The sequence below is a fragment of the Thioalkalivibrio sp. ALE31 genome (genome assembly GCF_000377405.1).
Taxonomy (GTDB): Bacteria; Pseudomonadota; Gammaproteobacteria; order Ectothiorhodospirales; family Ectothiorhodospiraceae; genus Thioalkalivibrio.
On the sequence record NZ_KB905020.1, the window covers coordinates 273,181 to 298,217 of the forward strand.

25 protein-coding genes and 1 riboswitch are annotated in these 25,037 nt (G+C 67.2%); of the genes, 3 read left to right on the top strand and 22 right to left on the bottom strand.

Annotated features, from left to right (window positions below; genetic code table 11):
- Nucleotides 1–61: 61 nt before the first annotated feature.
- Nucleotides 62–1,162, bottom strand: a complete 1,101-nt coding sequence (locus D103_RS0101295) for a PA0069 family radical SAM protein (protein WP_018875517.1) — start codon at nt 1,160–1,162, stop codon at nt 62–64.
- Nucleotides 1,159–1,533 carry a DUF1992 domain-containing protein gene (locus D103_RS0101300; protein WP_018875518.1) on the bottom strand — a complete coding sequence of 125 codons (375 nt, stop codon included), beginning with the start codon at nt 1,531–1,533 and terminating at the stop codon, nt 1,159–1,161. The genes D103_RS0101295 and D103_RS0101300 overlap by 4 nt, the downstream gene beginning before the upstream one ends.
- Nucleotides 1,534–1,648: 115 nt before the next feature.
- Here D103_RS0101300 and D103_RS0101305 point away from each other — a divergent pair, with 115 nt between their 5' ends.
- Entirely contained in the window at nt 1,649–3,613 is a 1,965-nt protein-coding gene (locus D103_RS0101305; RefSeq protein ID WP_026280223.1) for a bifunctional diguanylate cyclase/phosphodiesterase, read from the top strand.
- Between the two features lie 10 nt (nt 3,614–3,623).
- On the opposite strand, the gene D103_RS0101310 is transcribed toward D103_RS0101305, so the two are convergent.
- The 6 genes from D103_RS0101310 to D103_RS0101335 form a co-directional block, all read right to left on the bottom strand.
- On the bottom strand, nt 3,624–4,103 hold the full coding sequence (locus tag D103_RS0101310) for a hypothetical protein (protein WP_018866368.1): 480 nt from the start codon (nt 4,101–4,103) through the stop codon (nt 3,624–3,626).
- A 103-nt stretch (nt 4,104–4,206) separates the two neighbouring features.
- Entirely contained in the window at nt 4,207–5,241 is a 1,035-nt protein-coding gene (gene pyrC / locus D103_RS0101315) for a dihydroorotase (protein WP_018875520.1), read from the bottom strand.
- A gap of 56 nt (nt 5,242–5,297) precedes the next feature.
- The gene (locus tag D103_RS0101320; protein ID WP_018875521.1) at nt 5,298–5,555 is read right to left on the bottom strand and encodes a DUF167 domain-containing protein; all 258 of its coding nucleotides are present in this window, start codon (nt 5,553–5,555) and stop codon (nt 5,298–5,300) included.
- A 26-nt stretch (nt 5,556–5,581) separates the two neighbouring features.
- Nucleotides 5,582–6,328 carry a class I SAM-dependent methyltransferase gene (locus D103_RS0101325; RefSeq protein WP_018866371.1) on the bottom strand — a complete coding sequence of 249 codons (747 nt, stop codon included), beginning with the start codon at nt 6,326–6,328 and terminating at the stop codon, nt 5,582–5,584.
- A 71-nt stretch (nt 6,329–6,399) separates the two neighbouring features.
- Nucleotides 6,400–7,428: a hypothetical protein gene (locus tag D103_RS0101330; RefSeq protein WP_018875522.1), complete on the bottom strand. Its 1,029-nt coding sequence runs from the start codon at nt 7,426–7,428 to the stop codon at nt 6,400–6,402.
- Nucleotides 7,429–7,566: 138 nt separating this feature from the next.
- A complete protein-coding gene (locus tag D103_RS0101335; protein WP_018875523.1) occupies nt 7,567–8,400 on the bottom strand; it encodes an alpha/beta hydrolase in 834 nt (277 codons plus the stop codon).
- Between the two features lie 124 nt (nt 8,401–8,524).
- Here D103_RS0101335 and D103_RS0101340 point away from each other — a divergent pair, with 124 nt between their 5' ends.
- Nucleotides 8,525–10,723, top strand: coding sequence for a bifunctional (p)ppGpp synthetase/guanosine-3',5'-bis(diphosphate) 3'-pyrophosphohydrolase (locus tag D103_RS0101340; RefSeq protein ID WP_018875524.1), 2,199 nt, complete (start codon nt 8,525–8,527; stop codon nt 10,721–10,723).
- 122 nt (nt 10,724–10,845) lie between these two features.
- Here the strand turns inward: D103_RS0101340 and D103_RS0101345 are convergent, their stop codons facing one another.
- The 6 genes from D103_RS0101345 to D103_RS0101370 form a co-directional block, all read right to left on the bottom strand.
- On the bottom strand, nt 10,846–11,235 hold the full coding sequence (locus tag D103_RS0101345; protein WP_018875525.1) for a flagellar protein FliT: 390 nt from the start codon (nt 11,233–11,235) through the stop codon (nt 10,846–10,848).
- A 51-nt stretch (nt 11,236–11,286) separates the two neighbouring features.
- Nucleotides 11,287–11,694: a flagellar export chaperone FliS gene (gene fliS, locus D103_RS0101350; protein WP_018875526.1), complete on the bottom strand. Its 408-nt coding sequence runs from the start codon at nt 11,692–11,694 to the stop codon at nt 11,287–11,289.
- A 38-nt stretch (nt 11,695–11,732) separates the two neighbouring features.
- A complete protein-coding gene (gene fliD, locus D103_RS0101355) occupies nt 11,733–13,100 on the bottom strand; it encodes a flagellar filament capping protein FliD (RefSeq protein WP_018875527.1) in 1,368 nt (455 codons plus the stop codon).
- Nucleotides 13,101–13,574: 474 nt separating this feature from the next.
- A complete protein-coding gene (locus D103_RS14315; protein WP_369771860.1) occupies nt 13,575–14,042 on the bottom strand; it encodes a flagellar protein FlaG in 468 nt (155 codons plus the stop codon).
- 32 nt (nt 14,043–14,074) lie between these two features.
- Nucleotides 14,075–15,463 carry a flagellin gene (locus tag D103_RS0101365; RefSeq protein ID WP_018875528.1) on the bottom strand — a complete coding sequence of 463 codons (1,389 nt, stop codon included), beginning with the start codon at nt 15,461–15,463 and terminating at the stop codon, nt 14,075–14,077.
- 616 nt (nt 15,464–16,079) lie between these two features.
- Nucleotides 16,080–16,706, bottom strand: a complete 627-nt coding sequence (locus D103_RS0101370) for a YIP1 family protein (protein WP_026280224.1) — start codon at nt 16,704–16,706, stop codon at nt 16,080–16,082.
- Nucleotides 16,707–16,820: 114 nt separating this feature from the next.
- Here D103_RS0101370 and D103_RS0101375 point away from each other — a divergent pair, with 114 nt between their 5' ends.
- Nucleotides 16,821–17,030: a hypothetical protein gene (locus D103_RS0101375; RefSeq protein WP_018875530.1), complete on the top strand. Its 210-nt coding sequence runs from the start codon at nt 16,821–16,823 to the stop codon at nt 17,028–17,030.
- Between the two features lie 35 nt (nt 17,031–17,065).
- Here the strand turns inward: D103_RS0101375 and cobS are convergent, their stop codons facing one another.
- The 8 genes from cobS to bluB all read right to left on the bottom strand — a co-directional run bounded on the left by cobS (nt 17,066) and on the right by bluB (nt 24,627).
- The gene (gene cobS / locus D103_RS0101380; RefSeq protein ID WP_018875531.1) at nt 17,066–17,839 is read right to left on the bottom strand and encodes an adenosylcobinamide-GDP ribazoletransferase; all 774 of its coding nucleotides are present in this window, start codon (nt 17,837–17,839) and stop codon (nt 17,066–17,068) included.
- Nucleotides 17,840–18,188: 349 nt separating this feature from the next.
- On the bottom strand, nt 18,189–18,752 hold the full coding sequence (locus D103_RS0101385; RefSeq protein ID WP_026280225.1) for a histidine phosphatase family protein: 564 nt from the start codon (nt 18,750–18,752) through the stop codon (nt 18,189–18,191).
- Nucleotides 18,749–19,810 (bottom strand): nicotinate-nucleotide--dimethylbenzimidazole phosphoribosyltransferase, encoded by a 1,062-nt coding sequence (gene cobT, locus D103_RS0101390; protein WP_018875533.1) that lies wholly within the window; start codon nt 19,808–19,810, stop codon nt 18,749–18,751. Before cobT ends, D103_RS0101385 begins: the two co-directional genes overlap by 4 nt.
- A gap of 145 nt (nt 19,811–19,955) precedes the next feature.
- A complete protein-coding gene (gene cobU, locus D103_RS0101395) occupies nt 19,956–20,477 on the bottom strand; it encodes a bifunctional adenosylcobinamide kinase/adenosylcobinamide-phosphate guanylyltransferase (protein ID WP_018875534.1) in 522 nt (173 codons plus the stop codon).
- Nucleotides 20,474–21,961 carry a cobyric acid synthase gene (locus D103_RS0101400; protein ID WP_018875535.1) on the bottom strand — a complete coding sequence of 496 codons (1,488 nt, stop codon included), beginning with the start codon at nt 21,959–21,961 and terminating at the stop codon, nt 20,474–20,476. The genes cobU and D103_RS0101400 overlap by 4 nt, the downstream gene beginning before the upstream one ends.
- Nucleotides 21,958–22,959 carry a threonine-phosphate decarboxylase CobD gene (gene cobD / locus D103_RS0101405; RefSeq protein WP_018875536.1) on the bottom strand — a complete coding sequence of 334 codons (1,002 nt, stop codon included), beginning with the start codon at nt 22,957–22,959 and terminating at the stop codon, nt 21,958–21,960. The genes D103_RS0101400 and cobD overlap by 4 nt, the downstream gene beginning before the upstream one ends.
- A gap of 16 nt (nt 22,960–22,975) precedes the next feature.
- The gene (cbiB, locus tag D103_RS0101410) at nt 22,976–23,878 is read right to left on the bottom strand and encodes an adenosylcobinamide-phosphate synthase CbiB (protein WP_018875537.1); all 903 of its coding nucleotides are present in this window, start codon (nt 23,876–23,878) and stop codon (nt 22,976–22,978) included.
- The gene (gene bluB / locus D103_RS0101415) at nt 23,875–24,627 is read right to left on the bottom strand and encodes a 5,6-dimethylbenzimidazole synthase (protein WP_018875538.1); all 753 of its coding nucleotides are present in this window, start codon (nt 24,625–24,627) and stop codon (nt 23,875–23,877) included. The genes cbiB and bluB overlap by 4 nt, the downstream gene beginning before the upstream one ends.
- A 94-nt stretch (nt 24,628–24,721) precedes the next feature.
- Nucleotides 24,722–24,930, bottom strand: a riboswitch (cobalamin riboswitch).
- Nucleotides 24,931–25,037 lie beyond the last annotated feature (107 nt).

Genomic DNA, 25,037 nt, shown 5'->3' on the forward strand with positions numbered 1-25,037 from the left:
TGCACCGCCTCACTGTAAACCAGAAACGGACGCCCGGGAGCCGGCGACGCGCGTTCTCCGGTCAGAAAAGGTCCAGCTGCCCCTCCTCGCGTCTCTGCCGCGGGCGCGCCGGCGGCACGAACTGGCTGCAGTCCAGCTCCAGCAGGCGGCCACCCAGGCCCGCCCGCCGCCGGGCCAGCCGGAAGCGCTGGCGCAGCAGCTCAGCATACGCCCCCGCCCCGCGCATGCGGTGCCCGAAGGTCGCGTCATACAGCTTGCCACCATGGGCCTCACGCAGGCGCTGCAGCACATGGTCTGCCTTGAGCGGGTGGTGATGGCGCAACCAGTCCTCGAACAGCGGCGCCACCTCGCGTGGCAGACGCAGCAGCACATAGCCGGCAGCCACCGCCCCGGCGGCCGCACCCGCCTCCAGCAAAGACTCCACCTCGCCATCCGTCAGCACCGGGATCAGGGGCGCCACCAGAAGGCTCACGGGCACGCCCGCCGCGCTCAGCCGTTGGATGGTCTGGAAACGCCGTTGCGGAGCCGCGGCGCGCGGCTCCAGGCGCCGCGACAGGTTGCGGTCCAGCGTCGTCACCGATACGGCGACCTGGACCAGCCCGCGCTCGGCCATCGGGCCCAGCAGATCCAGATCGCGCTCCACCAGGGCCGACTTGGTCACGATCGACACCGGATGCCCGGTCTCCGCCAGGACCTCCAGCAGCTGCCGCGTAATCCGCCAATCCCGTTCCACGGGTTGATAGGCATCGGTGTTGATACCCAGCGCAAGGGGCGTCACACGGTGGGACGGGCGGGCCAGCTCGCGCCGCAGGCATTCGGCCGCGCCCACCTTGGCAAACAGCCGGCTCTCGAAGTCGAGGCCCGGGGACAACCCGACGTAGGCATGCGCCGGGCGGGCGAAGCAGTAGGCACAGCCGTGTTCACAGCCCCGATACGGGTTCAGCGAAAGCTCGAAGGGCACATCCGGCGACTGGTTCCATGACAGCACGCGGCGTGGATGCTCGACGGTCACCTCCGTACGCAGGGGCGGCGGCGCCTCGCCATCGCCTTCCCAGCCATCATCGAAGGGTTCGCTCCGGGTGGGCTCGAAGCGGGCATACGGGTCGTGGGTCGCCCCGCGCCCCCGTGCAAGCCCCCTCGTGGGACCGCAGCGCTCGGTCATCGGGCCGACCCGTCCATGCGCTCGCACAGCTGGCGAAAGTAGCCGGACTCCGACACCATCGCCCGGCCTTCGCCGCTCTGGTTCAGCCGGTCCAGCAGGAGCCGCAGGCGCCGCGCGGCGTGCTGCCGGGAGGCCTCGTCATCCGCCGCCTGCAGCAGGGCCTCCGCCGATGCGATCTCGCCCCGGATCCGCACCGCCTCCGGCACATAGCCGGCATTCTTCAGCACGCGATAGGCCATGCGCAGCTCTTCCGGCACCGCGCGGTCATCGTCCAGCTCCAGCGGCCGGCCAGCCCCCGGGAGGTCGTCGAACGCCCCGCGACGCGCCGCATCCGCCAGTTTCGCCTCGATTTGTGCCTCATTAAGCAGCATCGCTCGCCCCGTCAACCGCATCCGTTATGCCGGCCGAACCCGCCCTGTTGAGGACCGAACGGGTTTACCGTAAGGTCCGCCGCACCCGCACAATACGACCAGCGCACGGACCCCGATGGCAGCCACTTCGCGAGACAACCCGTCGGCGTCCGCCGTGCGTTCCCTCGCGCCGGCCCGCGAGGCCCTGCGCGCGGACCCGCGGTTCGACACCTACCTGACTCGGCAGATCCCGGTGCTGGTGGCATTATCGCTGCTGCCCGGGCTCGGGTATATCCTGCTGGGCGCCCTGCACGATGCGCTTGTCGCGGCCGCCTCCTGGTACGCAGTGATGTTTGCCGCCTCGCTCTGGGGAGTCCAGCTTTTCTGGCGGTACCACCGATCGCCGCTGTCACCGGAGCAGCGCAGCCGCTGGCGCCTGCGGCTGACGCTCTTTCTTTATCTCTACCTGGCGCTGTGGACCTGGATCTTTCTGGTCTTCGTGCGCCTCGACGCCCAGAACCTGCACTACATCGCCATCTTCACGCAGATCGGCGCCACCACGGTCGTCGCGGCCCTGCTCTACCCAGCCCCGTGGGTCTTCCGCCCGTTGATCCCGGCCATGATGGTGCCGCTGGCCGGCTACTTCCTGCTGATCGGTGACTGGTATGGCTACGTGCTGGCCGCCTTCTCCGCGACCCTGGCCCTGGTGCTGTACTACGCCGCCAGCAGCAGCTTCGGGCTTCTGCGCGACAGCCTGTATCAGGCCTCGCACGACGCCCTCACCGGGCTCAACAACCGCGCCGCCTTCATCGAGCACCTCGAGCAGAGCCTCGAGGTGCTGCAGCATCATCGCCAGCATTCGTTTCTGCTGCTGATCGACCTGGATCATTTCAAGACGGTCAACGACCTTCTGGGCCACGACATCGGCGACGAGTTGCTGAAAGCCGTCACCCGCGACTTCGCCAACACCCTGCCGCCGGGCCACCATCTCGCCCGTCTGGGCGGCGACGAGTTCGTGATCGTCGCCCCCGGAAAGGAAGACCGGCATACCTGCGAACGGGCGGCCCGGCGCCTGGCGCACTCGCTGCTGCGGGTGGTCAAGACGCCCTACATCATCCGCAATCATCACCTGCATGTCAGTGCCAGTATCGGCATCCGCCTGATCGAGCCGCACCCGGGGATCGACTCGCACCAGCTGGTCCGCGAGGCCGACATCGCCATGTACGAGGTGAAGGACCGCGGGCGCGACGGCGTGGTGGTGTTCAGCGACGAACTGTCGCAAGCGGTGGAACGGCACCTGCAGATCGAGCGCTGCCTGCATTTCGCGCTGCAGAACCGGGGGATCGAGGTGCTCTTCCAGCCGCAGCTCGACCGCGACGGCCGCATCCGCAGCGCCGAAAGCCTGATCCGCTGGAACAGCGCCGAACTGGGCCCGGTTTCCCCCGCGGAATTCATCCCGATCGCCGAGCAGACGGGCTTCATCAGCGAACTGGGCGACACCGTGATCGCTCGGGCCTTCCAGACCCTGCGAGACTGGGATCGCGCCGGCTTCCACCTGGAACAGCTCGCGATCAACATCAGCCCGCGCCAGCTGGTGCACCTGAATTTCGTGCAGCGCATGCAGGAGCTGATCGCGCGCCACCTGGGTCGTGAACACGCGCATCGCATCACACTGGAGATTACCGAACACGTCGTCGCCGAGGATACCGACCGCGTCGTGTACATCATGCAGGCCCTGCGCGACATGGGCCTGCGCTTCTCGATGGACGACTTCGGCACCGGGTTCTCGTCACTGAGCTACCTGAAGCGCCTGCCCTTCGACGAACTCAAGATCGATCGCAGCTTCGTGCGCCAGGTCGACCACGACCCCGGTGATCAGGCGATGGTGCGGACCATCTGCGACATCGCCCGGCAGTTCGAGCTGGAAGTCGTCGCGGAGGGGGTCGAGACCGAGGCCCAGCATCAGTGGCTGGCCACGCACGGGAACCTGCGCTTCCAGGGCTACCTGTTCGCCCGCCCCATGGAGGCCGGCGCCTTTCTCGACTATTGCCAGGGAATCCCGGCACCGAGCCGTGCGGTGGCGCCGTCGACCGGAGGGTAGCGGCCCGGGATCAGGCGCCGCCGGTCGCGGCCGGCACCACCCAGAGCGTGAGCGACAGCAGGATCGCCGTCAGGCTTACCCCGATGATCGGCAGCATCATCACCCCGGCCAGCGCCTCGCGCCGAAACAGGCGCACGGCCATCCCGCCCAGCGTCAGCGTCCACCCGATCGCGACAAAGAACGCCAGGGCGTTGAGCTCCGCGCGCCACAGCAGGATGAGCGCCACCGGCAGCCCGAGATTCAGGATCACGACCCCCATCTCCTGGCTCCCCGCCGCCCGTCCGGCAGACAGGGCATAGGCGTACGCGGCCCAGACCATCAGCAGGCCGAAGCCGAGCGCACCCGCCGCGGGCGAACTGAGCGGGGCCCGCAGGATGGCCGCCCCGGCCGGTTCCAGCCCGACCCCCAGCGCAATGATCAGCAGCGCCACCCCCAGGCTGATGGCCAGCCAGAACCACAGGGTTCCGCGTTGCACATTCGGTTCCGTCATATCCTGGTCCTCGTCCTGTCGGTGGCTGCCTGACCTGCTGACCGCGCGCGTCCTTCAGGGTTCGCGTTGTCCGATCGCACCCTGGATACAGCCCGGCCCCTGATTACCGGGCCAGCTGCCAGGCAATGGTCTCGCCCGCGCGCAGCGGTACACCCGGGTCATGCCCGAAGAGTACTGCCTCGGGCACGGTCCAGGGTGAGCGTTCCAGCGTCAGGGTGTCGGTGTTGCGCGGCAGTTTGTAGAAATCGGGCCCGAAATGGCTGGCGAATCCCTCCAGACGATCCAGCGCATCCGCGGCGGCAAAGGCCTCCGCATACAGCTCGATGGCCGCATGCGCGGAATAGATTCCGGCGCAGCCACAGGCCGACTCCTTCGCGTGGCGCGGATGCGGCGCGCTGTCCGTGCCCAGGAAAAAGCGCGGATGGCCGCTGGTCGCGGCCTCCATCAGTGCCTTGCGATGGCGCTCGCGCTTGAGGATCGGCAGGCAGAAGTGATGCGGGCGCATCCCGCCGGCAAACAGCGCATTGCGGTTGTAGAGCAGATGCTGGGGCGTGATGGTGGACGCGACATTGGCCGGCCCGTCCTGGATGAACTGCACGGCCGACTCGGTCGTGATGTGCTCCAGCACCACCCGCAGCTCCGGAAAGTCCCGGATCAAGGGCTCCAGGTGGCGCTCGATGAACACCGCCTCGCGATCGAAGATGTCCACGTCCGGATCCGTCACCTCGCCGTGGATCAACAGCGGCAGATCCACCCGCTGCATGGCCTCGAACACCGGATAGCAGCGGCGGATATCCGTCACCCCGCTGGCCGCGTTGGTCGTGGCCCCGGCCGGGTACAGCTTCACCCCGTGCACAAAGCCGGAGGCCTTTGCCGCGTCGATCATGCCCGGGGTCGTGCCCTCGGTCAGATAGAGCGTCATCAGGGGCTCGAAATCGGCCTCCTCCGGCAACGCCGCCAGGATGCGGTCGCGGTACTCCGCCGCGGCCTCCAGCGTGGTCACCGGCGGCTTCAGGTTGGGCATGATGATCGCGCGCCGGAAGCGGCGCGCGGTATCCGGCAGCACCGACGCCAGCACATCGCCATCCCGCAGGTGCAGGTGCCAGTCGTCCGGTCGGGTCAGGGTCAGGCGGTTCATCCGTAGTTCCCTTCGCAGGGGCCCGCACGGTACGGGCCCGTCACAGTCATCAGTTATCAGGATAGCGCGGAGCGCAAGTCGGTCTCGGACCAGCCCTCCACCAGTAACGTCTTGTTACGCGAGTTCGCGCCTGCCACCACCCGCACAGCCGACTTCGGGCATGCCAGTTTCGCTGCCAGCAGCTCGATCACGGCCGCATTGGCGCGGCCCTTCTCCGGAGGCGCCTGGACCTGCAGCTTGAGGGTCTCCCCCATCCAGCCGGCCACCGCGTTGCGCTTGCTGCCCGGAGCGACCTTCACCTTCAGCCGCGCCATGCGAAACACTGAGCCATGTATACGCTCTACTCGGCGGGCCGCGTCGCCATGTAGGCACTGAACACGCCCAACTGCACATCCCGCTGCACGTCCTCGAACCCGACCGCGCGCAGGGTGTCCTGGATCTCTTCCGGCGGCACGCACTGGTCGATGGTGTCCCAGAAATAGCGCATCAACAGGTGGCCGTCGGGATCGCGGGTCAACACCTTGCCGACGAACGGCACGAAGTCCCGGAAATAGAAACGCGCCAGCGCGAACTGGCGCCGGGTCCGTGGCCGCGAGACCTCCAGGATGGTGCAGCGACCGCCCGGCTTGAGCACGCGGAAATACTCGCTGAACAGTTCATGCAGATCCCGCACATGGCGCAGCCCGTAACCCATGTACAGGCGGTCGAACTGGCGGTCCGGCAGCGGCATCTGCTCGCCGAGGCTCTGGACGAAGGTCGCGTCCATCTTGGTGCGGGCGATGTCCATCATGCCCCGGCTCGGATCCACGCAGGTCAGATGGTCGTCGCCCACCACCTTCCGGATCTCCTGCGCGACCGGCCCCGTCCCGGTCGCCACATCCAGGACGTTCATCCCGGCCTTCAGGCCGGACTTCTTCAGCACGAAGCGGCGATAGGCCTGCCCCGTCCCGAAAAAACCGACCCGCAGGATGCGGTCATAGTACGGGGCCGTCCGGTCGAACAGGTCGTCGACGTAGGCGCGGCGGCTGCCCTCGTCCCCGTAGTAGTCCTTCAGGACCGGGTGCGGCTTCTTGGTCGTTGGCTGCATTGCGTATTCTCCCAGGCAGGGGACCAGGGGCCGACCAGACACTGCGGCCGACCCGATCCGGCGTCAGTTCATCATGGCATTGCGAGCGCCTCGCACAGGCGCTCCGAGTACTGTCCCTCGATCTCCACCAGCAATTCCTCGCGACAGATGTCGCCATGCAGCAGAAGCCAGGGGATGTGGTGACCCAGGCGCGCCCGCAGGTGGTTCTCCACGGCGGGCGCATCCTCGGCGTGGCGCAGATAGACCTTGAGCAGCGAGAGCGCCTGCGGCGTTTCCGCTCGCACCGGGTGGTGGGTGGAGGCCTGCTCCAGCAAAGCCCCGATATTGCGCAGGCTCTCGTCAATCTGCGCCTCGAGATCCCCTACATGGCGGCTTTCATGGCCCACGATGCTGGCCGTGCCCGAAATGAACAGCTCGGCGGCCTGCGGGCCCGGCTGCCAGAGGCTGGCGCGGGCAAACGAGGGGCTGCGCGGCCCGTACTGCCGGGGGTAGCGGTAGGCACTGACCTGGCGCGGATTCTCGATGCGCGCCGCGGGCTCGCCCGTCGCAATGAAGTAGATCAGCAGGCCGTCGGAGTGCGTGCCGATCGCCGTGGCCGCCGGCAGGATGCGCTCGTACTCCGGCAAGGCCTCGAAGACCTGCGCACGCCCGCTGCAGAACCCGCGATAGCGCTCCTGCCCGTCGACCGGATCATTGATGGCCGGGAGGTAGTTCCAGACCCGCACCAGGTGGTCAAAGCCCAGCGCCCGACAACCGGACAGGATCTCGCGGTAGGCGCGTTCCGTCAGCGGTTCCGGGTCCGCGCGGGCATCCAGCGGCGCGTGCCAGCAACCCACCAGGCAGTCGCGGCCGCGCAGGTAGGTCAACGAGCCGTCTGCCCCTGTCTCCCCGCGTACGCCGTCCCGCAGCGACCAGCACTCCACCCAGTCCGTATCGCGGCCCAGCGGCTCCAGCCCCACGTGGATCTCCAGGCGTCCGGGCTTGCGCTCGACACCACTGGTGCGACCAAAACGAATCACCACGGACGCCGAGGCGCCGTCCGGATCCTGTGCTCGACGGTAGGTGACCGTCAGCGGGGCTTTGTCAGCGGATTCCATCATTCGGTGGGAGCGGGAGGCGCATCGCCTCTCCATCGGCATCCATTCCGGCCAGAACAGCGGCGCAGTCTACCAATCTCCCGCGCTGGAGACACGGTCTCCTGGCGGGCCGGGGCCCGCCAGAATGTCGCTGGGCTTCCGTCAGGGCTCGTCAAGCTCGATACCCGCCTCGGTCAGAAATGCCCGCAGGCCTTCGAGGTAGGCATCCCCGGTGGCCAGAAAGGCCTCGTTATGGCCGCCTTCCATTTCCAGCAGTCGAGCCTGCCCGGCGGCCGCGTACAGCCGTTCGGTGTGGGCAAACGGCACGATCTCGTCGTCCACGCTGTGGGCCAGCAGCAGCGGCGCGGTGATGGCCTCGATGCGGCTCAGGGTGTCGTATTCGTGGCGCAACAGGGCCCGCACCGGCAGCCACGGATAGTGGCGCGCTCCGAGATCCGCAGCCGAGGTAAAGGCCGATTCCAGGATCACCGCGCCCGGCTCCACCCCGGTGGCCAGATCCGCCGCCACCGCCGCCCCCAGGGAGCGCCCGAACACCACGACCGAGTCGGGGGCGATCGAGCGCCCTTCCGTCAGGTACTCCCAGGCGGCGCGGGCATCCGCGTAGGTGCCCGCCTCGTCCGGGCGGCCCGCGCTGCGGCCATAGCCGCGGTAGTCGATGATCAGGACGGCAAGCCCCAGTTCATGGAAGAGCTGCAGGGAGTGCAGTCGGTGGCTGATATTGCCGGCATTGCCATGCAGAAACAGCAAGACCGGCGACTCCTCGCCCTGCGGCGACGGCACAAACCAGCCATGCAGCTGCACCCCGTCCGCAGTCACCAGTTCGACGTCTTCGTAGTCCAGTCCAATGCGTTCCGGCGTGCCGGTCAGGTTGCTGGAAGGCATGTAGACCAGACGGTCCTGGGTCACGAAGATCAACCCGGTCATCAGGGCGTATCCGAGCCCTGCGAGCACCAGGATCTTGAACAGATTGGCCATATCCCGATCCTGACCGTCCAGTCGCCCCTGTGCAAGGCAAACACCGAGTGTGTGAAGCGCTCTCGCCCGTGCGCCCGGACCGGTACAATGCCCGCGAACGATCTGGCTGAAACGACCCTACCCCATGCGCCATTCGCTGCTTACCAATACGGATCTGCAGGGCCTCGACCGCGACGCGCTGCTGCGCCACTTCGCGGGCAGCCAGCCGCTGGACGATTCCACCGGCCAGCAACTGGCCGAGGCACTGGACCTCGCGCTGGAGGCGGTCGAGGCCGCCGGGCTCGAATCCCACCCGCTGGACGTGGCCGAGATCCTGCGCCACCTCAACGTGGACCGCCAGACGCTGATCGCAACCCTTCTGGTACCCGTCTATCTGGCCTCCCGGATCACCCCGGCCCGGATCGAAACGGACTTTGGTGCGGCTATCGCGCGTCTCACCACCAACGTCGCGGCCCTGGTGCGGCGCCGTTTCGAGGCGCCGGCGGGCCGGCCGGAACAGGCCGAGCGCCTGCGCCGCATGCTGATGGCGATGGTCGACGACGTGCGTGCCGTGCTGATCAAACTGGCGTTCCGCGTGCAGCACCTGCGCCTGCTGGTACGCGAGCCGGATGACAGCGCCCGAGCCCTCGCGCAGGAGACCCTGGACGTCATCGCGCCCCTGGCCAACCGCCTGGGCGTCGGCCAGCTCAAGTGGGAGATGGAAGACCTCGCCCTGCGCATCCTGGAACCGGAGACCTATCGCGAGATCGCCAGAGGCCTGGAAGAAAACCGCACGGAAAGAGAGACCTATGTAGAAGCATTTGCGCAGACTCTTAAGGACCGCTTGCGCGCCGAAGGCATCGAGGCACGGGTCTTCGGGCGGCCCAAGCACATCTACAGCATCTGGAGGAAGATGCAGCGCAAGCGGACCTCGCTGTCCGAGTTGTACGATCTGCGCGCCACCCGCGTGATCGTCGACCAGCTGGCCACCTGCTACACCGTACTTGGCATCGTCCACAACGACTGGCGCCACCTGCCCAGCGAATTCGACGACTACATCGCCAACCCCAAGGACAACGGCTACCAGTCACTGCACACGGCCGTGGTCGGACCTGAGGGCAAGGTCGTGGAGGTGCAGATCCGTACCCGCGAGATGGACGACTTCGCCGAGCTGGGGGTCGCCGCCCACTGGCGCTACAAGGAAGGCGGGCGCGAGGACCAGGCCCTCAACCGCGCCATCAACAGCCTGCGCCAGCTGCTGGAGGCCGCCGACAACAACGATCAGAACCTGCTCGACGAGATCCAGAGCGAGCCCCTGCACCAGCGCGTGTTCGTGCTTACCCCTCAGGGCGAGGTACTGGACCTGTCCCTGGGCGCAACCCCGCTGGACTTCGCCTACGCCGTCCATACCGAGGTCGGCCACCGCTGCCGTGGCGCCAAGGTGGACGGGCACATCGTGCCGCTCACCTACAAGCTGAAGTCGGGCGAGCGCGTTGAAGTCCTGACCACTCGCGAGGGCGGCCCCAGCCGCGACTGGCTGAACCCCAATCTCGGCTACCTGAACACCGCCCGCGCCCGCTCCAAGGTCCGCACCTGGTTCCGCCAGCAGCACCAGGACGAACACCTGGCCACCGGCAAGCACCTGTTCGATCGCGAATGCCAGCGTCTCGGCTGCGGACAGGACCTCGACCGCGGCGCGCTCGCCGAGGCCATGAAGTACCAGACCTTCGACGAGCTGCTGGTCGCGCTGGGTGCCGGCGACATCACCACGGCCCAGATCGCCGGGCGCATCTCCCAGCAGATGCGCGAGACGCGCGGTCGGGAAAAGCCCGCCGCGCCGCCCGCGCCCCAGCGCCCGCGGCGCCATGACGGCGAGGCAAAAGAGGACGACATCAAGATCCGCGGCGTCGGCGGCCTGCTGACCACCCGGGCGCGCTGCTGCAACCCGCAGCCCGGAGACCCCATCATCGGCTTCATCACCCGCGGTGCCGGCGTCTCCGTCCACCGCAGCGACTGCGTGAACATCCTGCGCATGCCGGAGGAAAAGCGCGGCCGCCTGATCCCGGTCTCCTGGGGCGAAGAACCGGAGCGCGAGGCCATCACCCTGGAGGTGGACGCCCATGACCGCCCCGGCCTGCTCGGCGAGGTCGGCAACGCCTTCTCCGAATGCGGCATCAACCTCCTGCGCGTGAACACCCAGACCAACCGCGAGGACCGCAGCGTGCGCATGGAACTGGAAGCCGAATACAGCGACCTCGGCGAACTCAGCAACCTCTTCGACCGCCTCCAGGCCCTCGGCAGCATCCAGACCGTCCGCCGCCTCCCACCCGCTGCCCCCACGTAGACCTGTAGGAGCCGAGCCCTCTCGGCGATGCGGGCCTGTCCAGCGCCGCATCGCCGAGAGGGCTCGGCTCCTACAGGTCCAGGGCCACCAGAGGGTGTAGGAGATGCGGCACGGGCTGGGGCCTAACCCTCGGGATGCCCCGTACCGGTGCGCATAGAATGCCGGCGGGTGGTCTCGTAGGCGCTGGTGCCCTTGCGACCGGATTTCAGTTCGCGGATCTGCTGCGCGACCTCGGTGCGGCGCTGGTCCAGCTCCTGCACCGAGCTTTCGTAGAAGCGGCCAAGCTCCTCGAGCGCGGCGCGCAGTGCCGCCCCGGAGTCATCGCGGAGTGGCACCGGTTCCGGGCCGAAGGCCCGTTCAACCAGGCTGCGCGCCTGCCGATCCAGCTCCTGGAGCTCTTCCCAGTCCTCTTCAGCCACCGCGCGCGCCATATGGGCGCGGATCGCCTCGACGGCATCCTCGAGCGTCGCCCCCGAACCGGCCCCGCTGTTCGAAGTGGCGGGATCGCTCATGGGCAAAGGCCGGAGCCAAAAACCGCGCAAAGTGCCATGCAAGGCCTTCCGCTAGCCAGCGCGGCGCTGGTCAGCCGGGATCTCGTCCCAGCCCGCCTTGATCTCGCGCAGCAGTTTAGCGACTTCGTCCAATACGGCCGGATCGTTCTGCGCATTGGCCTCCAGCAGACGCCGGCTCATGTATTCGTACAGGGCATCCAGGTTTCCGGCCAATTCGGCATTGTGCTTGTGGTCCAGCACGGCGCGCAGCGATTCGACGATATCGATCGCCTTGCCGATCTTCTCGCCCTTCAGGCCCACGTTGCCCTGTTGCATCGCACCCTTGGCCACGGCAATCCGCTCCAGCGCGCCCTCGAAGAGCATCTGGATCAGCCGGTACGGGTCCGCTACCTGGGCCTCGGCCAGCGCGCCCGACTGCCGGTACTGGTTCACCGCTCGATTCATGCCCGGTCCGTACATGCGTTGCTCTCCGTTATCCGTTCGCCCCAGCGGCGCGACTATCGACGAGAATTGTTCTGGGCCAGCGGCATATTCGCCAACTGCCCCATCAGGAAATCGCCCGTGCTCTGCATCTGCGCCACGGCGCTGTCCATCCGCGAGAACTGGCCAACCAGCCGTTCTTCCATCCGTTCCAAGCGTACTTCCAGATTCTCGCGCTGCTGGCCGATGCGTTCCAGATCGTTGCGCAGACCGTCAGTGCGCGCATTGATCAACCCCTCCGGCCCGATAAAGCCATCGGTGACTTCCTGCATGCGCCCGCCGACCTCGCGCACGATCTCGGTGACACGGTCAAAACCGTCTGTCTCCATCGCACGGTCGAAGCGTGCACCGTCAAAAGAAAGCGTCCCGTCGCGGTTGGACACAATCCCCAGCTCCGCCAGCGTCTGGGCGTTCGCGTCCGGCACCTGGGCCGGCTGGATCAGCGCGTTGCCCAGGCGGCTGCGAATACCACGCACCGTGCTGTCGCCCGTCAGTACCGAGCCTTCCTCGGAATCGGGGTTGAAAGAGGTCAACTCACGGGTCTGCCCCACCAGGGAGTTGTAAGACTCCACAAACCCCTGCAGGGCCTCGCGCAACTGGTCCTGGTCTTCGCTCACGGAGACCGTCACGGGGGACTCGGATGCCCCGCGAAGCTCGATGTTCAGGCCCTCGATCGTATCGTCCAGCGTGTTGTTCGAGCTGGTCACGGTCAGGCCATTGATCACCGCCACGGCGTCCCGGGCTTCCTGCGTGGTTTCCAGGTTGTCGCTGGCCAGGCGCCCGAGACCGTCGTTGGCGGCCCCGGTGTCACCATTGACCGCTACCGAGATCGTGTTGTCGGCACCGGTTTCGGTTGCATTCAGCACCAGCCGCGCACCACTGCCGTCATTCACGATCGAGGCCGTCACACCACCACCGGCCTCGTTGATCGCGTTGCGCACGTCCCGGAGGGTATCGCCCTCCTCGACATCGATGGTGATGGCGTTCCCGCCGCCCACGCTGATCTCCAGCTGACCGGCACCCACCTCGGCATCCGCATCGGCGAACTGGCCCGGCGCCGTCGCTACGCTCTGGGCCTGCGCCAGCTGATCCACCTGCAAAGAGAAATTGCCATTCGCCGCGGTGCCGTCGGAGGTCACGCTGGCCACGCTGGAGTCGGAAACTTCCGCGGACTGGGACAGCTCGAAGCCCGCCAGCTGGCTCAAGCTGCCACCGACTTGCTCCACACTGTTGGTAAGCTTGCCGAACGCGGAAATCTGCGCCTCAATCCGGCCCTCGCGACGATCGAAACGCTGCTCCTTCGGGACTCGTTCAGCGTTGATCAGATCACCGACGATCTGATTCAGATCCAGTCCCGACCCAACACCCAGTGAACTGATAGCCATGGTCTTGATGCTCCTCGGTGTCCGACGTCTCGGACCCTTTGCACGTGCGATATATCTATTTACGACAGCCTAGCCCAAAACTTGAGCTCGCCGCAGGAAAACCGCCTCAAAATCGCCAAGCCGCGCCCCGACTCGATGCCCCAAAAATACCCGTCATTGCGAGCGAAGCGAAGCAATCTCCAGAACCTGGCACCCACCCGCCACTCGAACGTGCCGCAGTATCCTGGAGCCCCCCGTCATTCCGAAAACCGCGCAGCGGTTATCCGGGATCTCCACTGCCCAGCGGCAGCACAGCGTCCGGGGAACCACATCCATGGGAGACTCTGTCTCCCCACTTCGCTCCGGCCGGGATGACGAGGAAGGGGTGGCCGGGCGGGTTACGTAGAAGAGTCGGTGCTCCACCCAACGAAAAAAGCCGGACCCGCTGCCGGGCCCGGCTTAACTCAACATCACGCTTGCAGGTCTACGAAGCCGTCAGGCCTTGTCCGCCAGCCCCGTCCCACCGAGCTCCTGCTCGGTCTGGAACTGTTCCACCAGGGCCAGTACGGCCTCCGGCGGAATCTGGCGGATCACCTCTTCGCGTTCTCCGTCCATCACCGTAATCACCGTGCGGCCGCTGCTGTCGTCCACGCTGAACTCCAGCGCCCGCTTGGTGGATTGCAGATAGGAATTGATCGACTCGACCACCTGGTTGACCTCGTCCATGTCCATGGCCTCGATCGCCGGTCCGGTGGAACCACGAGCCGTTGCTTCCGAACTACTGTCCGCACGAACCACGGCCTCCGGCCGCCCTTCGCCACGAACAAGACCCGCGCCGGAACCAGGAGCCTTGGCCCCCTCGCCCCCGCGCGGGTTCACTGCAACCAGCGGTGATGTGATATTGCCAATTCCATCACTCATATCGCTGTCCTCTTCAGAAGGGGAGGATGGCGCCCTCGCCATCCTCCCTCAACCAGAAGCCCGAGTGATCGAGCTTACTGCAGCAGGGCCAGCACGTTCTGCGGAACCGCGTTGGCCTGCGAGAGCACCGAGGTACCCGCCTGCTGCAGCACCTGGGCACGGGTCAGCTCGGCCGTCTCGGAAGCGAAGTCGGCATCCATGATCCGCGAACGGGCGGCGGACAGGTTTTCCGACGAGATCTCCAGGTTCGAGATAGTGCTCTCGAAACGGATCTGGACCGCACCCAACTCGGAACGCAGGTTGGAGACCTGCTGCAGAGCGGCATCAATTGTCCCAATCGTCTGCGTGGCGTCCTCGCGGGTGAGCACGCTCACATCGGCAATCGCATTATCTTCCACGGTGCCGTCCAGACCAAGCAAAGCCGCATCATCACCCCCTACGACAATCCCGTCCGAGACCCCGGCTTCGAGATCGATGGCGCGAACGAATTCCTGCTCTTCCGTTGCAGCAAAACCACCGATATCGGAGTCTGTCCCGTACGCGGTGACTTCAAAGGTGAAGTCATCATCCGATGACAAAATCAGCTCGTCATTATCATTAACCGTAGCCGTAACGCCCGTCACATCGGACTCCGCATTGATTAGCGTCGCCGCGGTGTTTACATCGTCACCTTCGCCGATGGTGATCAATTCACCATTGATTTCAACGGTAGTATCGCCGTCAGTAGACGCCGTGAAGGAAAGTGGATCCGTCTCGACGGAATCCGCGCGTGAGGCTGTCACACCACTGTCATCTGAAACCGCGTTGATTGCCGCAACGATGTCATCGAACGATTCAACGCCCGCCAGGTTCACCCCGACCTCGTTCAAGGTCAGGTCGTTGTTCAGTTCGTCGAAGGCCGCCGTGTCCTCCAAAGTTGCGATATTAACCGTCTCACCACCCAGAAGAGACTCGCCAAGCTGGCTCGTGCGAGAATCCACTCCATCGACTGAGATGGTCTGACCTTGGTTCGCGCCCACCTGGAACACCAGATCCGCCAGCTCACCGTTGAGGATATTTTCACCGTTGAACTCGGTGGAATTGGCAACGCGGTTGATCTCTTCAACGAGTTGGTTGACTTCGTTGTTCAGCGCTTCGCGATCGGAGGCAGAGTTGGTATCGTTGGCCGCCTGCACCGCAAGTTCGCGGATGCGCTGCATCGCATCGCCAACTGTACCAAGGGCGCCCTCAGCGCTCTGTGCGAAAGAGATGCCGTCATTGGCATTGCGTACGGCCTGATTCAGGCCGCGAATCTGCGAGGTGAAACGCTCGGAAATGGCCAGACCGGCCGCGTCGTCCTTGGCGCTGTTGATACGCAGGCCCGAGGACAGACGTTCCAGGCTCTGGGCCAGCGCGCCCTGAGAGTTGCTCAGGTTGCGCTGGGCGTTCAGGGAAAGAACGTTGGTGTTAATTACTTGGGACATGATCGCTCTCCTGTAGAGTCGTTCGTCACCGCCTCGGGCGGTTCTGGTGAACGGGCCGATCCCCGCTCTCAGATGCCTTAACGACCTTTCCCACAGAACCTTTAGCCCTTCGTTGAAATTTTTTTCGCCGCGGGCGGCAAATCCTTGCCGCCCGCGGCGCATGCGCCCTCCAACGCGCGACAGCCACGCCATCATCGGCACCCCATGCCTCGCCGTTATGCCCAGCAGAGCGCACCCTTCACCGTCATCCCGGCCGAAGCGCAGCGAAGAGCCGGGATCTCCCCCACGCCGGACCAGCCCCAACGTACGGCTAGCCCGTACCGTGGAGATTCCGGACAACCGCTGCGCGGTTTCCGGAATGATAATGCTGTGGCGTAGGAGGCGAGCCCTCACGCCGATCGGGCCTGGCCACCACTCGGCGTTTCAGAGGCTTTGTACACAGGCCCCGGAATTCAGCCTTGGCTCCAGACCAACCACGCAACGCGATAGCCCACCGCCGGTCCCGCTACTGTAGGAGCCCAGCCTCTGGGCGATCGGGCCGGGCATCTGGCATTGATGAAGGAAGATCGCCCAGAGGGCTGGGCTCCTACAAGTGTTACCCCGCGAACGAGGGGTCTCAGATCAGCCAGGTGGTGCCGATGCGGTGCTCGGGGGTGGCGCCGGGGATCAGATCCATCAGGAGCCAGCCGAAGATGAGGGTGATGAAGGCGCCGCAGAAGACGGTGGCGACGAACAGGCCGATGCGGTTGCCGCGGCGCAGGCCGATGATCTCGCGCAGGGACCAGTAGAGCAGCCAGAGGGAATACAGGATCAGCAGCAACGCGATACCGTTGCCCCAGGGCCAGGGGAATGCGGCGACGACCTTGCCCACCCAGCCGGGCAGCAACCCGACCGTTACGGCCAGCATCGCCCGGTCCGGGTGCGAGTAGCCCTGGAACAGTTCGGTCAGGTAGTGCGCGGACCCGGCCATCCCCAGGACCCCGATGCTCATCGCCAGCGCGCTGTAGACGCCAAAGCCCCAGGTGCCCGGCATGGCCTCGGGCGGCAGGCCGGTCGGGATCACCTGGTAAAGCCACTGACTGGCGATCACGCTCGCCAGCAGCACCGGCAACGCAAGCCCCAGGAACGTTTGCCACCATGGCGGGGCCGGCTCGATTCCACGCGCATCGCGCACGGCCCTCAGGGGGTTCACGAGCGCGCGCAGCGTCATGTGGGCCGGATGAAGTCTAACGGGAACGGTCATCACCCAATTATGTGGCAATTACGTGACCATTCGATGACAGGTTTTGCTAACTTCTGAGATAGCTCATCTGATCCTGAACCGGGAGACGCATCATTGGCTCGCTTGACGATTTGTTTGCCTGACGAAAAGTCCGAACGTCTGAAGGTGCTGGCGCGCGAACGTGGCACTAGCGTCAATCGGCTCGTGGACGAGATGGCCACGTTGATGATTGCTGAACACGATGCGGAAACTCGTTTCCGGGTTCGCGCGCAGCGCGGTCAGGACCGCGAGCAGGAAGGCTTAGAACTGCTGGACAAGGCACTGGGAAAGTCCACGCCGCATTAAGGAAATACTGATCCAGATCAGTGTTTCCTTCAGGGCTAATAGAGTCCGAGCGCCAGCACGAGGATGACCAGCACGGAGGTCTCCACCAGCTCCAGCGTGGCACCGGCGGTGTCGCCGGTGAAGCCGCCCAGCCAGTGTTTCAGGAGGCGGGTGGCACCCCACAGCAGCGCTCCGGCGGCGATCAGAGCCGGGATCACGCCCCACAGCCCCGACACCAGCCCCAGCACCAGTACCAGCAGGGCCGCGACACCGACCGTGCCCTTCGCGGCCCCGCGCGGCAGGTGTTGCGCCATCTCGGCCCCCAACCCCACCGGGTTCACGTAGGGAGTGGTCAGAAACAGCACCGGCGGCACCAGACGCGCCAGCACGATGGCGAGCAGGACGGCCATCCACGCGCCGGTTTCGACCACGGCCACCAGTGCCGTGCCCTTCAGCGCCAGCACCAGGATCATTGCCGCAACGGCCATCGGACCGCAGGCCGGGTCCTTCATGATCCCGCGGGCGCGCTCCGGATGGCGTTGCCCCCCGACCCAGGCATCCACCGTATCTGCCAGCCCGTCCAGGTGCAGGGCGCCCGTCAGGGCCACCCAGAACGTCAGCACCAATGCCGCGACAAGGAGCGTCGGCGCGCCGGGAATGGCGGACAGCCCGATGCCGACGATCACCACGATCAGCCCCAGGATGAGCCCGACCAGCGGATAGGTCAGTACCGAACGCCCCAGATCCTCGGGGCGCGGCTCCAGCGCGGGGGTCGGCAGGCGTGTGAGGAACTGGATAGCCAGCCAGAGGGGCGTCATCACGGGGTTCATGCGACCCCTCCGTCATTCCTGCCGGTAGGAGGCCAGCCCTCTGGCCGATGGGGCGCTGGCATTTTCCCGATCGGCCAGAAGCGAGCCAATACCGAGTTCATACGGCACCCTCCATCACCCCTACCTGTAGGAGGCCAGCCCCCTGGCCGATGGGGCGCTGGCATAGTTCCGATCGGCCAGGGGGCTGGCCTCCTACGGGGATCCTGCCCGATCGCGCGCGCAGCGAAGCCCCTGCCAGAGGCAGGCGCGGGCCGGGGCTTCGCGTGCAAGCACGCTCCCACAGAACCGCACGCAAGTGCCCGGGCGCGGGTTGGCTCGGGGTCCTGTTGCAGTGCGGGATGGGTAATCATCAGTAGGCCTGCCATGGCTCGACAATATGCAGGGACGCGAGCGGGACGTCGATACTCAGGAGTTTTTCCAGCGGCCAGCCCTCGTGCAGGGCGCGGATCAGGCGGATGACACCGCCGTGGGCGATCACGAGGACCTGCTCCCCTTCGTTGGGGGCCAGGTCATTCCAGCCGGCGACCACACGCTCGCGGAACGCTCGAAGCGACTCGCCATGGGGCGGCGCATGATTCAGCGGGTCTTCCCAGAAACGGCCCAGGGCATTGGCCTGCGTCTCCATCAGCGCTGCCGCCGTACGGCCTTCCCAGTCGCCGAAGTCGAGTTCGGCCAGGCGTTCGTCCACGGCGAGTGGCACGCCTGCCTGCCCGGCGAACGCCTCGGCAGGCCCGAGGCATCGCATCAACGGCGAGCAGACGACGCGATCCCAGTCGGCGTCACGCGCGAGTGTCTCGCGCATTGCGTGCCAGCCTGCTGCCGTCAGCGGGACATCGCTGCCACGCCCACAAAACCCCTGCCCCGTGGTCTCGCCGTGCCGCAGCAGGCCGATGCGTGTGGCGTCCGTGCTCAACTACCCTCTCCGCTCACACCCGCCTCGGCGAAAGTCGCCATCCCCGAATGCAGCTCGCAGGCCAGGCGCAGCAGGGGCACGGCGGTGGCCGCCCCGCTCCCCTCGCCCAGGCGCATGCCGAGATCGAGCAGTGGCTCGGCCGCCAGCGCCTGCAGCAGTCGCTGGTGGCCCGGCTCCGCCGAGCTGTGGGCGTAGAAGAACCACTCCGCGATGCCCGGGCACAGGCGTTCCGCCACCAGCGCCGCCGAGGTGCTGATGAAGCCGTCCACCAGTACCGGCAACCCGATCTGTGCCGCGGCGATATAGGCGCCGGCCAGGCCCGCGATCTCGAAGCCACCCAGACAACGCAGGCTACCCAGTGCATCGCCGCGCACGTCGACGTGAGTGCTCAACGCCTGTTCGATCACCTCGGCCTTGTGGCGCACGCCATTGGCATCCAGACCCGTGCCGGGCCCGGCCAGATCGGCCGGCGGCAGGTCCAGCAATGAACAGGCAAGTGCGGCGGCCGCCGTGGTATTGCCGATGCCCATCTCGCCACCGATGAACAGTTGCGCCCCGCCTCTTCGGGCGCGCTCCGCACACTGACGGCCGGCGTTCAGCGCGCGTTCCAGCTGCGCCGGCGTCATCGCCGGCTCACGGGCCAGATTCGCAGTTCCGGCGCCCAGGTTGAGTTGCTGCACGCCGCTGACGGCAGGTGGCTGAGCCACGGTACCCAGGTTGATCACCTCGATGGACGCGCCCAGGTGCCGCGCCAGCACCGAGATCGCCGCGCCGCCGTTTGCGAAGTTCGCGACCATCTGCGCCGTCACGGCCTGCGGGAAACGGGAGATACCCTCGGCCACAACGCCGTGGTCACCGGCGAACACGGCGATGTGCACCTGCTCCAGCGTCGGCTGGCCCACCCCCTGCATGGCGGCCAGGCGCTCGGCGATCGCCTCCAGCTGGCCGAGCGAACCCGGCGGCTTGGTCAGCTGGGCCTGCCGCTCGGCCGCTGTCTGGCGCGCCTCGGCGCTCAGGGGCGCCGGCGGCACCTGCAGCCAGTCACAGTCTTCGGTCACATGTTCTCCCTATTCGATCCGTCTTCGCGGGCAAGCCCGCTCCCACAAACAAACTCGCTCCCACAAAGGCATGTGCGGCAGCCTTGTGGGAGCGGGCTTGCCCGCGAACCCTTGTCACCCTGGCTACAGCAAAGCCCGCCCCGGATCACAGAAGGTCACCCTTGAGCACATGCGGGAGACCGGCGACGGTGAGGACCACGCGGTCCATCTCGGGGGCCAGGCGCTGGTGCAGCCAGCCGGCCTCGTCGGCGAAGCGGCGGGACAGCGCATCCATGGGGGTAATGCCCATCCCCGTCTCGTTGGAGACGAAGACGAGCGTGCCCGGCAGGCCCGGAATCGTCTCGATCAGGGCCTCGCGCTCGCGTTCGATCCGGGCCTCGTCCTCGGTGCACAGGAGCTGGGTCAGCCAAAGGGTCAGGCAATCGACCAGCAGGCACTGGCCCGGGCCAGCGGCCTGTTCCAGTGCCCGGGCCAGCCCCGTGTCCGCCTCGACCAGGCCCCAGTCGCCGGGGCGGTCGGCGCGGTGGCGTTCGATTCGGCGCGCCATCTCGGCATCGTCGGCCCGTGCCGTGGCGACATAGGTGACCGGCAGGCCGGATTCCGCCGCCAGGCGTTCGGCCAGTCGGCTCTTCCCGGAACGCACGCCGCCCAGGACCAGGGTCTTCATGCCACCGGCTCCGTGGATACAGCCCCCAGCAGGGCCAGTACACGCTTCATGTCCAGGTGTTCCTCCAGGGTATCCGCCAGGCGTGCAAGACCGCGTTCGCGCGCCGCAGCCAGGTCTTCTCCCTGTCCCGAACCGGCCCGCATACCCGCCCAGTGCAGCAGGGCATCGGCGGCCTCCGAACGGTCGAATACGCCATGCACGTAGGTACCGGCCACGGTGCTGTCCTCGTTGCATGCGCCATCTGGCCCATGCGCCAGATACAAAAGCGGCCGCTCCAGTCCGGGTCCGGTCGTGATGCCCGCATGAATCTCGTAGCCTTCCACGCCTGCCTCCCGGCCCAGCACACGATCCCCGTGAACACGCTCCAGACGCTTCTCGGGGGCCAGGCGGGTCTCGATATCGAGCCAGCCAAGCCCCGGCGTGGAGCCGGGCCGGCCCTCAACACCGTCGGGGTCGTGCACGGCGCGCCCCAGCATCTGGAAGCCCCCACAAATGCCCAGCACCTTGCCACCGTAGCGCACATGCCGTTGCAGCGCGGCCTCCCAGCCCTGATCGCGCAGCCAGGCGAGGTCGTCGCGCACCGACTTGGAGCCCGGCAGGATCACCAGATCCGCCGGCTGCAACGACTCGCCGGGCCCGACAAACCGCAGATCCACCGCCGGGTGCAGGCGCAGCGGGTCGAAATCGGTGTGGTTGGAGATGCGCGGCAGGGCCGGCACGACCACCTTCAGCGCATCCGTAGCCTTTTCCGGCACCGCCTCCCGCGGAAGGGCGTCCTCGGCATCGAGATACAACCCGTGCAGGTACGGAATCACGCCGAGCACCGGCTTGCCGGTCTCCTGTTCCAGCCAGTCCAGCCCCGGCTGCAGCAGGCTGATATCGCCGCGAAAGCGGTTAATGACGAAGCCCTGAACCCGCGCACGCTCGGTCTCGCTCAGAAGCGCCAGCGTGCCCACCAGATGCGCGAACACCCCGCCCCGGTCGATATCCGCGACCAGGATCACCGGGCAGTCCACCGCCTCGGCGAAGCCCATGTTGGCGATATCGCCCGCGCGCAGGTTGATCTCCGCCGGCGAGCCCGCGCCTTCCACCAGCACGTGGTCGTACTGATCGGTCAGGCGCCCGTGCGACGCCAGCACCGCCTCGCGGGCCACCGGCTTGTAGTCGTGATAGGCCCGCGCATCCAGTTCCGCCGCGGGCCGCCCGTGGATGATCACCTGCGCGCCCTCGTCCGAGCTGGGCTTGAGCAGTACGGGATTCATGTCCGTATGCGGTTCCAGGCCGCAGGCGGCGGCCTGCAGGGCCTGGGCCCGGCCAATCTCGCCGCCATCGGCGGTCACGGCGCTGTTCAACGCCATGTTCTGCGGCTTGAACGGCACCACCGACAGTCCACGGCGATACAGCACGCGCGCGAGCCCCGCCACCAGCACGCTCTTGCCGGCATCCGAGGTCGTCCCCTGCACCATCAGCGTCGTGCCCGTCATGCCCGCTGCAGCCCCGCTTCCAGGCGCTGCCACTCGGCCGCGTCACCCGGCAGGCCAAAGCGAAGACTCCCAGGCGCATCGAATCGACGCACCAGGATGCCCCGCCGGCCCAGATGGTCCTGCCAACCCGCGGGATCATCCACCCGGCACCACTGGAACAGCGCGGTGCCGCCGGTGGGCGCCAGCCCGTGCGCACGCAGCCGTTCCGCCAGGCGCTGGCCGCGCGCCTGCAGGAGGCTCCGTGTCTCGGCCTGCCAGGCGCGGTCGGTCAGCGCCCGAGTAGCAACCCAGCGCGAAGGTCCGGCAAGACCCCATGGACCCAGACGGGCGGCCAGCTGCGCGCGCATCGCGTCGTCGGCGATCACAAACCCGACCCGCGCGCCCGCCAGCCCGAAGAACTTGCCCAGGGAACGCAGCACCACCAGGCCTTCGCGCGACGCTTCCTGCGCGAGACTGGCCCCCGGCGTCACATCCATGAAGGCCTCGTCCACGATCAGCCAGCCTCCACGCGCGGCCAGTTCCGCATGCCAGGCCAGCAGGTCCGCACGCTCGAAGCACTGCCCCGTCGGGTTATTCGGGTGGACCAGCACCAGCACGTCCAGCTCGGGCAGCGCCGCGGCGATCGCCTCGCCACTCAGCGGGCGCACCGTGTGTCCGGCCTCGCGCCAGGCCCGGGCGTGCTCGTTGTAGCTGGGCTCGAGGATGCCGACGCGCGCCGTATCCGGCCGCAGCGCCGGCAACAACTGGATCGCCGCCTGCGAGCCGGCGACGGGCAAAAGGGCCGCGGTGCCGTAATAGTCGGCGGCCGCGGCCTCAAGCCCGTCGTCCAGTTCCGGCAGCCGCGCCCAGACGCGCTGCGGGGCCTCGCCCACGGGATAGCCATGCGGGTTGATGCCGGTGGAGAGATCCAGCCACTCGCTTGCCGGAATGCCGTAGCGCGCAGCCGCCTGGCGCACGCCACCCCCGTGCACCTGCACGAGCGCCTGGGGTTCGGGCATGGGAGCCGTTTTCGGATCAGAACAGGACAACGACAATCACCCCCACCACGATGAATGCCATCCAGATCGCCAGCGCCCGGTCCACCAGCGCCACCGCCCGACGAATGCCCGCGGCATCGGCCAGATGGCCCATGCCCAGGCGCGGGCGCCACTCGCGCTGGCCGCCATACGGCGCCGGGCCGCCCAGCACCACGCCCAGCGCACCGGCCCCAGCGGCCATTACCGGCCCGGCATTCGGGCTCTTCCAGCCGGCGGCCTGTTCACGCCAGCACTGCAATGCGTCCCGACCGCGCCCCGCCAGGGCATAGGCCAGGGCCGTCAGACGCGCCGGGATCAGGTTCATGGCGTCATCCAGCCGCGCGGCCGCCCAGCCGAACGTGGCATACCGCTCGTTACGGTACCCCCACATCGCATCAAGGGTATTGACCAGCCGGTAGGCCACCACGCCCGGTGCCCCGGCGACCAGGAACCAGAAGATCGTGGCAAACAGCGCATCGTTGCCGTTCTCCAGGACCGACTCGATGGTCGCCCCGCTCACCCCGCGCACGTCCAGGGCCTCCGTGTCCCGACTGACCAGCATCCCCACGCCCGTGCGGGCACCGTGCAAATCATCCGTCTCCAGGGCCCGCGCGACCACCTCGGCGTGTTCGTCCAGGCTGCGCCAGCCGATCGCCAGGGTCAGGATCGCCAGCGACAGCAGCCAGCCCCACGCCAGCGACGCCCCCAGAGCGGCCAGCGCCACCCATGGCAGGACCAGCGCCGCGAGCAGCAACGCCCCGCGCAGGCGACTGGGCGCATGCCAGCGCGCCTCGGCCCAGGCCGCCAGCCGACCGAACCCGGCCAGCGGGTGGAATCGCCGCGGATCGCCGAACAAGCGATCGAGGATCAGGGCGCCTATCAGGATCAGGAAAGCGCTCATGCGCTGTCGGATCCGGTCCGTTCGTCCGCCCCGTTTCCGGCGCCTGCCGCATCCGGGGCGGCCGCCAGCTCGCCGGGCACGCCCCAGCGATCCTGAAAGACCAGTTCTTCCAGGGGCCGCCGGCGATCCCAGCCCGCGGTCTCCAGCATTGGCCGGTCGTAGAAACGCTCCACATGGCCGAGGCACAGCACCGCGATCGGATAGCCGCCCTCCGGCATGTCCAGCTGCCGCGCCAGCCAGTCCGGATCGAACAGCGAGACCCAGCCCATGCCCAGCCCCTCCGCGCGGGCCGCCAGCCACAGGTTCTGAATCGCGCAGGCCGCCGAGCACAGGTCCATCTCGGGTAGCGTACGGCGCCCCAGCACATAGCGTTCACGGCCGTCGGTCAGGGCCACCACCAGCAACTCCCCCGCCTCGCGGATCCCTTCCAGCTTCAGGCGGTGCACCTCCGCCGCGCGCTCCCCGCAGGCCTCGGCGGTGCGGGCCTGCTCGTCCGCGGCGTGGGCATGCAGGGCCTCGCGCAGCGCCGGGTCGGTTACCCGCAGGAAGCGCCAGGGCTGCATGTACCCGACGCTGGGCGCGCGGTGGGCGGCCTCCAGCAGCCGGCGCAGCGTAGAGCCATCCACCGGATCCGGACGGAAATGGCGCATGTCGCGGCGTTCCCCGATCACGCGATAAACCGCCTCGCGCTCGGCCGAGGCGAACGCGTTCGGATGCTCTGCTGTCGGTTTGGGGTCTGGGTTCGTCATGCGTTTCCGTCGGGGCGACGGCACGGCGAAACCACGAAGGAACGGGCACCGCAGATGGTGCCCGTGCCCTCGATCGTTGCCCGCCGCACGATCGCAGGATGCGTCATCACCAGGCCGGTCTCCGGGCTTGCGAGCGTCGGCGGCTGCCGATGCCACAGACGCCTTCCCGTGACCCGTGGGGGCACAGTGGCCAAGCCTGCGGTGTGGTTCGCCGCTCACTTACCGTTGCGGGGGCAGCACCGGATTTGCACCGGCTTCCCGTTTCACCTGCGCAGTGCAGGCACCTGATTCAAGCCGCCGTATGATACGCGTTCGGCGCGCCCCCGACCAATTTGGGCACCAAACCATCTTGCCCATGCTGCTATGATGAAACGCTTTTGCGGCTTGCGCGCGGTATTGCACCCACCGTC

Coding starts and splice junctions, on each gene's coding strand:
- D103_RS0101345 (WP_018875525.1), bottom strand. CDS start 11,235: ATGAGCGATCCCGCCACTTCGAACAGCGGGGCCGGTTCGGGGGCGACG.
- D103_RS0101340 (WP_018875524.1), top strand. CDS start 8,525: ATGCGCCATTCGCTGCTTACCAATACGGATCTGCAGGGCCTCGACCGC.
- D103_RS0101300 (WP_018875518.1), bottom strand. CDS start 1,533: ATGCTGCTTAATGAGGCACAAATCGAGGCGAAACTGGCGGATGCGGCG.
- pyrC (WP_018875520.1), bottom strand. CDS start 5,241: ATGAACCGCCTGACCCTGACCCGACCGGACGACTGGCACCTGCACCTG.
- cobD (WP_018875536.1), bottom strand. CDS start 22,959: ATGCCCGAACCCCAGGCGCTCGTGCAGGTGCACGGGGGTGGCGTGCGC.
- cbiB (WP_018875537.1), bottom strand. CDS start 23,878: ATGAGCGCTTTCCTGATCCTGATAGGCGCCCTGATCCTCGATCGCTTG.
- D103_RS0101400 (WP_018875535.1), bottom strand. CDS start 21,961: ATGACGGGCACGACGCTGATGGTGCAGGGGACGACCTCGGATGCCGGC.
- D103_RS0101310 (WP_018866368.1), bottom strand. CDS start 4,103: ATGACGGAACCGAATGTGCAACGCGGAACCCTGTGGTTCTGGCTGGCC.
- D103_RS0101330 (WP_018875522.1), bottom strand. CDS start 7,428: ATGATGGAATCCGCTGACAAAGCCCCGCTGACGGTCACCTACCGTCGA.
- bluB (WP_018875538.1), bottom strand. CDS start 24,627: ATGACGAACCCAGACCCCAAACCGACAGCAGAGCATCCGAACGCGTTC.
- D103_RS14315 (WP_369771860.1), bottom strand. CDS start 14,042: ATGGCGAGGGCGCCATCCTCCCCTTCTGAAGAGGACAGCGATATGAGT.
- D103_RS0101370 (WP_026280224.1), bottom strand. CDS start 16,706: ATGACCGTTCCCGTTAGACTTCATCCGGCCCACATGACGCTGCGCGCG.
- cobS (WP_018875531.1), bottom strand. CDS start 17,839: ATGAACCCCGTGATGACGCCCCTCTGGCTGGCTATCCAGTTCCTCACA.
- fliD (WP_018875527.1), bottom strand. CDS start 13,100: ATGGCTATCAGTTCACTGGGTGTTGGGTCGGGACTGGATCTGAATCAG.
- fliS (WP_018875526.1), bottom strand. CDS start 11,694: ATGTACGGACCGGGCATGAATCGAGCGGTGAACCAGTACCGGCAGTCG.
- D103_RS0101335 (WP_018875523.1), bottom strand. CDS start 8,400: ATGGCCAATCTGTTCAAGATCCTGGTGCTCGCAGGGCTCGGATACGCC.
- D103_RS0101295 (WP_018875517.1), bottom strand. CDS start 1,162: ATGACCGAGCGCTGCGGTCCCACGAGGGGGCTTGCACGGGGGCGCGGG.
- D103_RS0101365 (WP_018875528.1), bottom strand. CDS start 15,463: ATGTCCCAAGTAATTAACACCAACGTTCTTTCCCTGAACGCCCAGCGC.
- D103_RS0101320 (WP_018875521.1), bottom strand. CDS start 5,555: ATGGCGCGGCTGAAGGTGAAGGTCGCTCCGGGCAGCAAGCGCAACGCG.
- cobU (WP_018875534.1), bottom strand. CDS start 20,477: ATGAAGACCCTGGTCCTGGGCGGCGTGCGTTCCGGGAAGAGCCGACTG.
- D103_RS0101305 (WP_026280223.1), top strand. CDS start 1,649: ATGGCAGCCACTTCGCGAGACAACCCGTCGGCGTCCGCCGTGCGTTCC.
- D103_RS0101325 (WP_018866371.1), bottom strand. CDS start 6,328: ATGCAGCCAACGACCAAGAAGCCGCACCCGGTCCTGAAGGACTACTAC.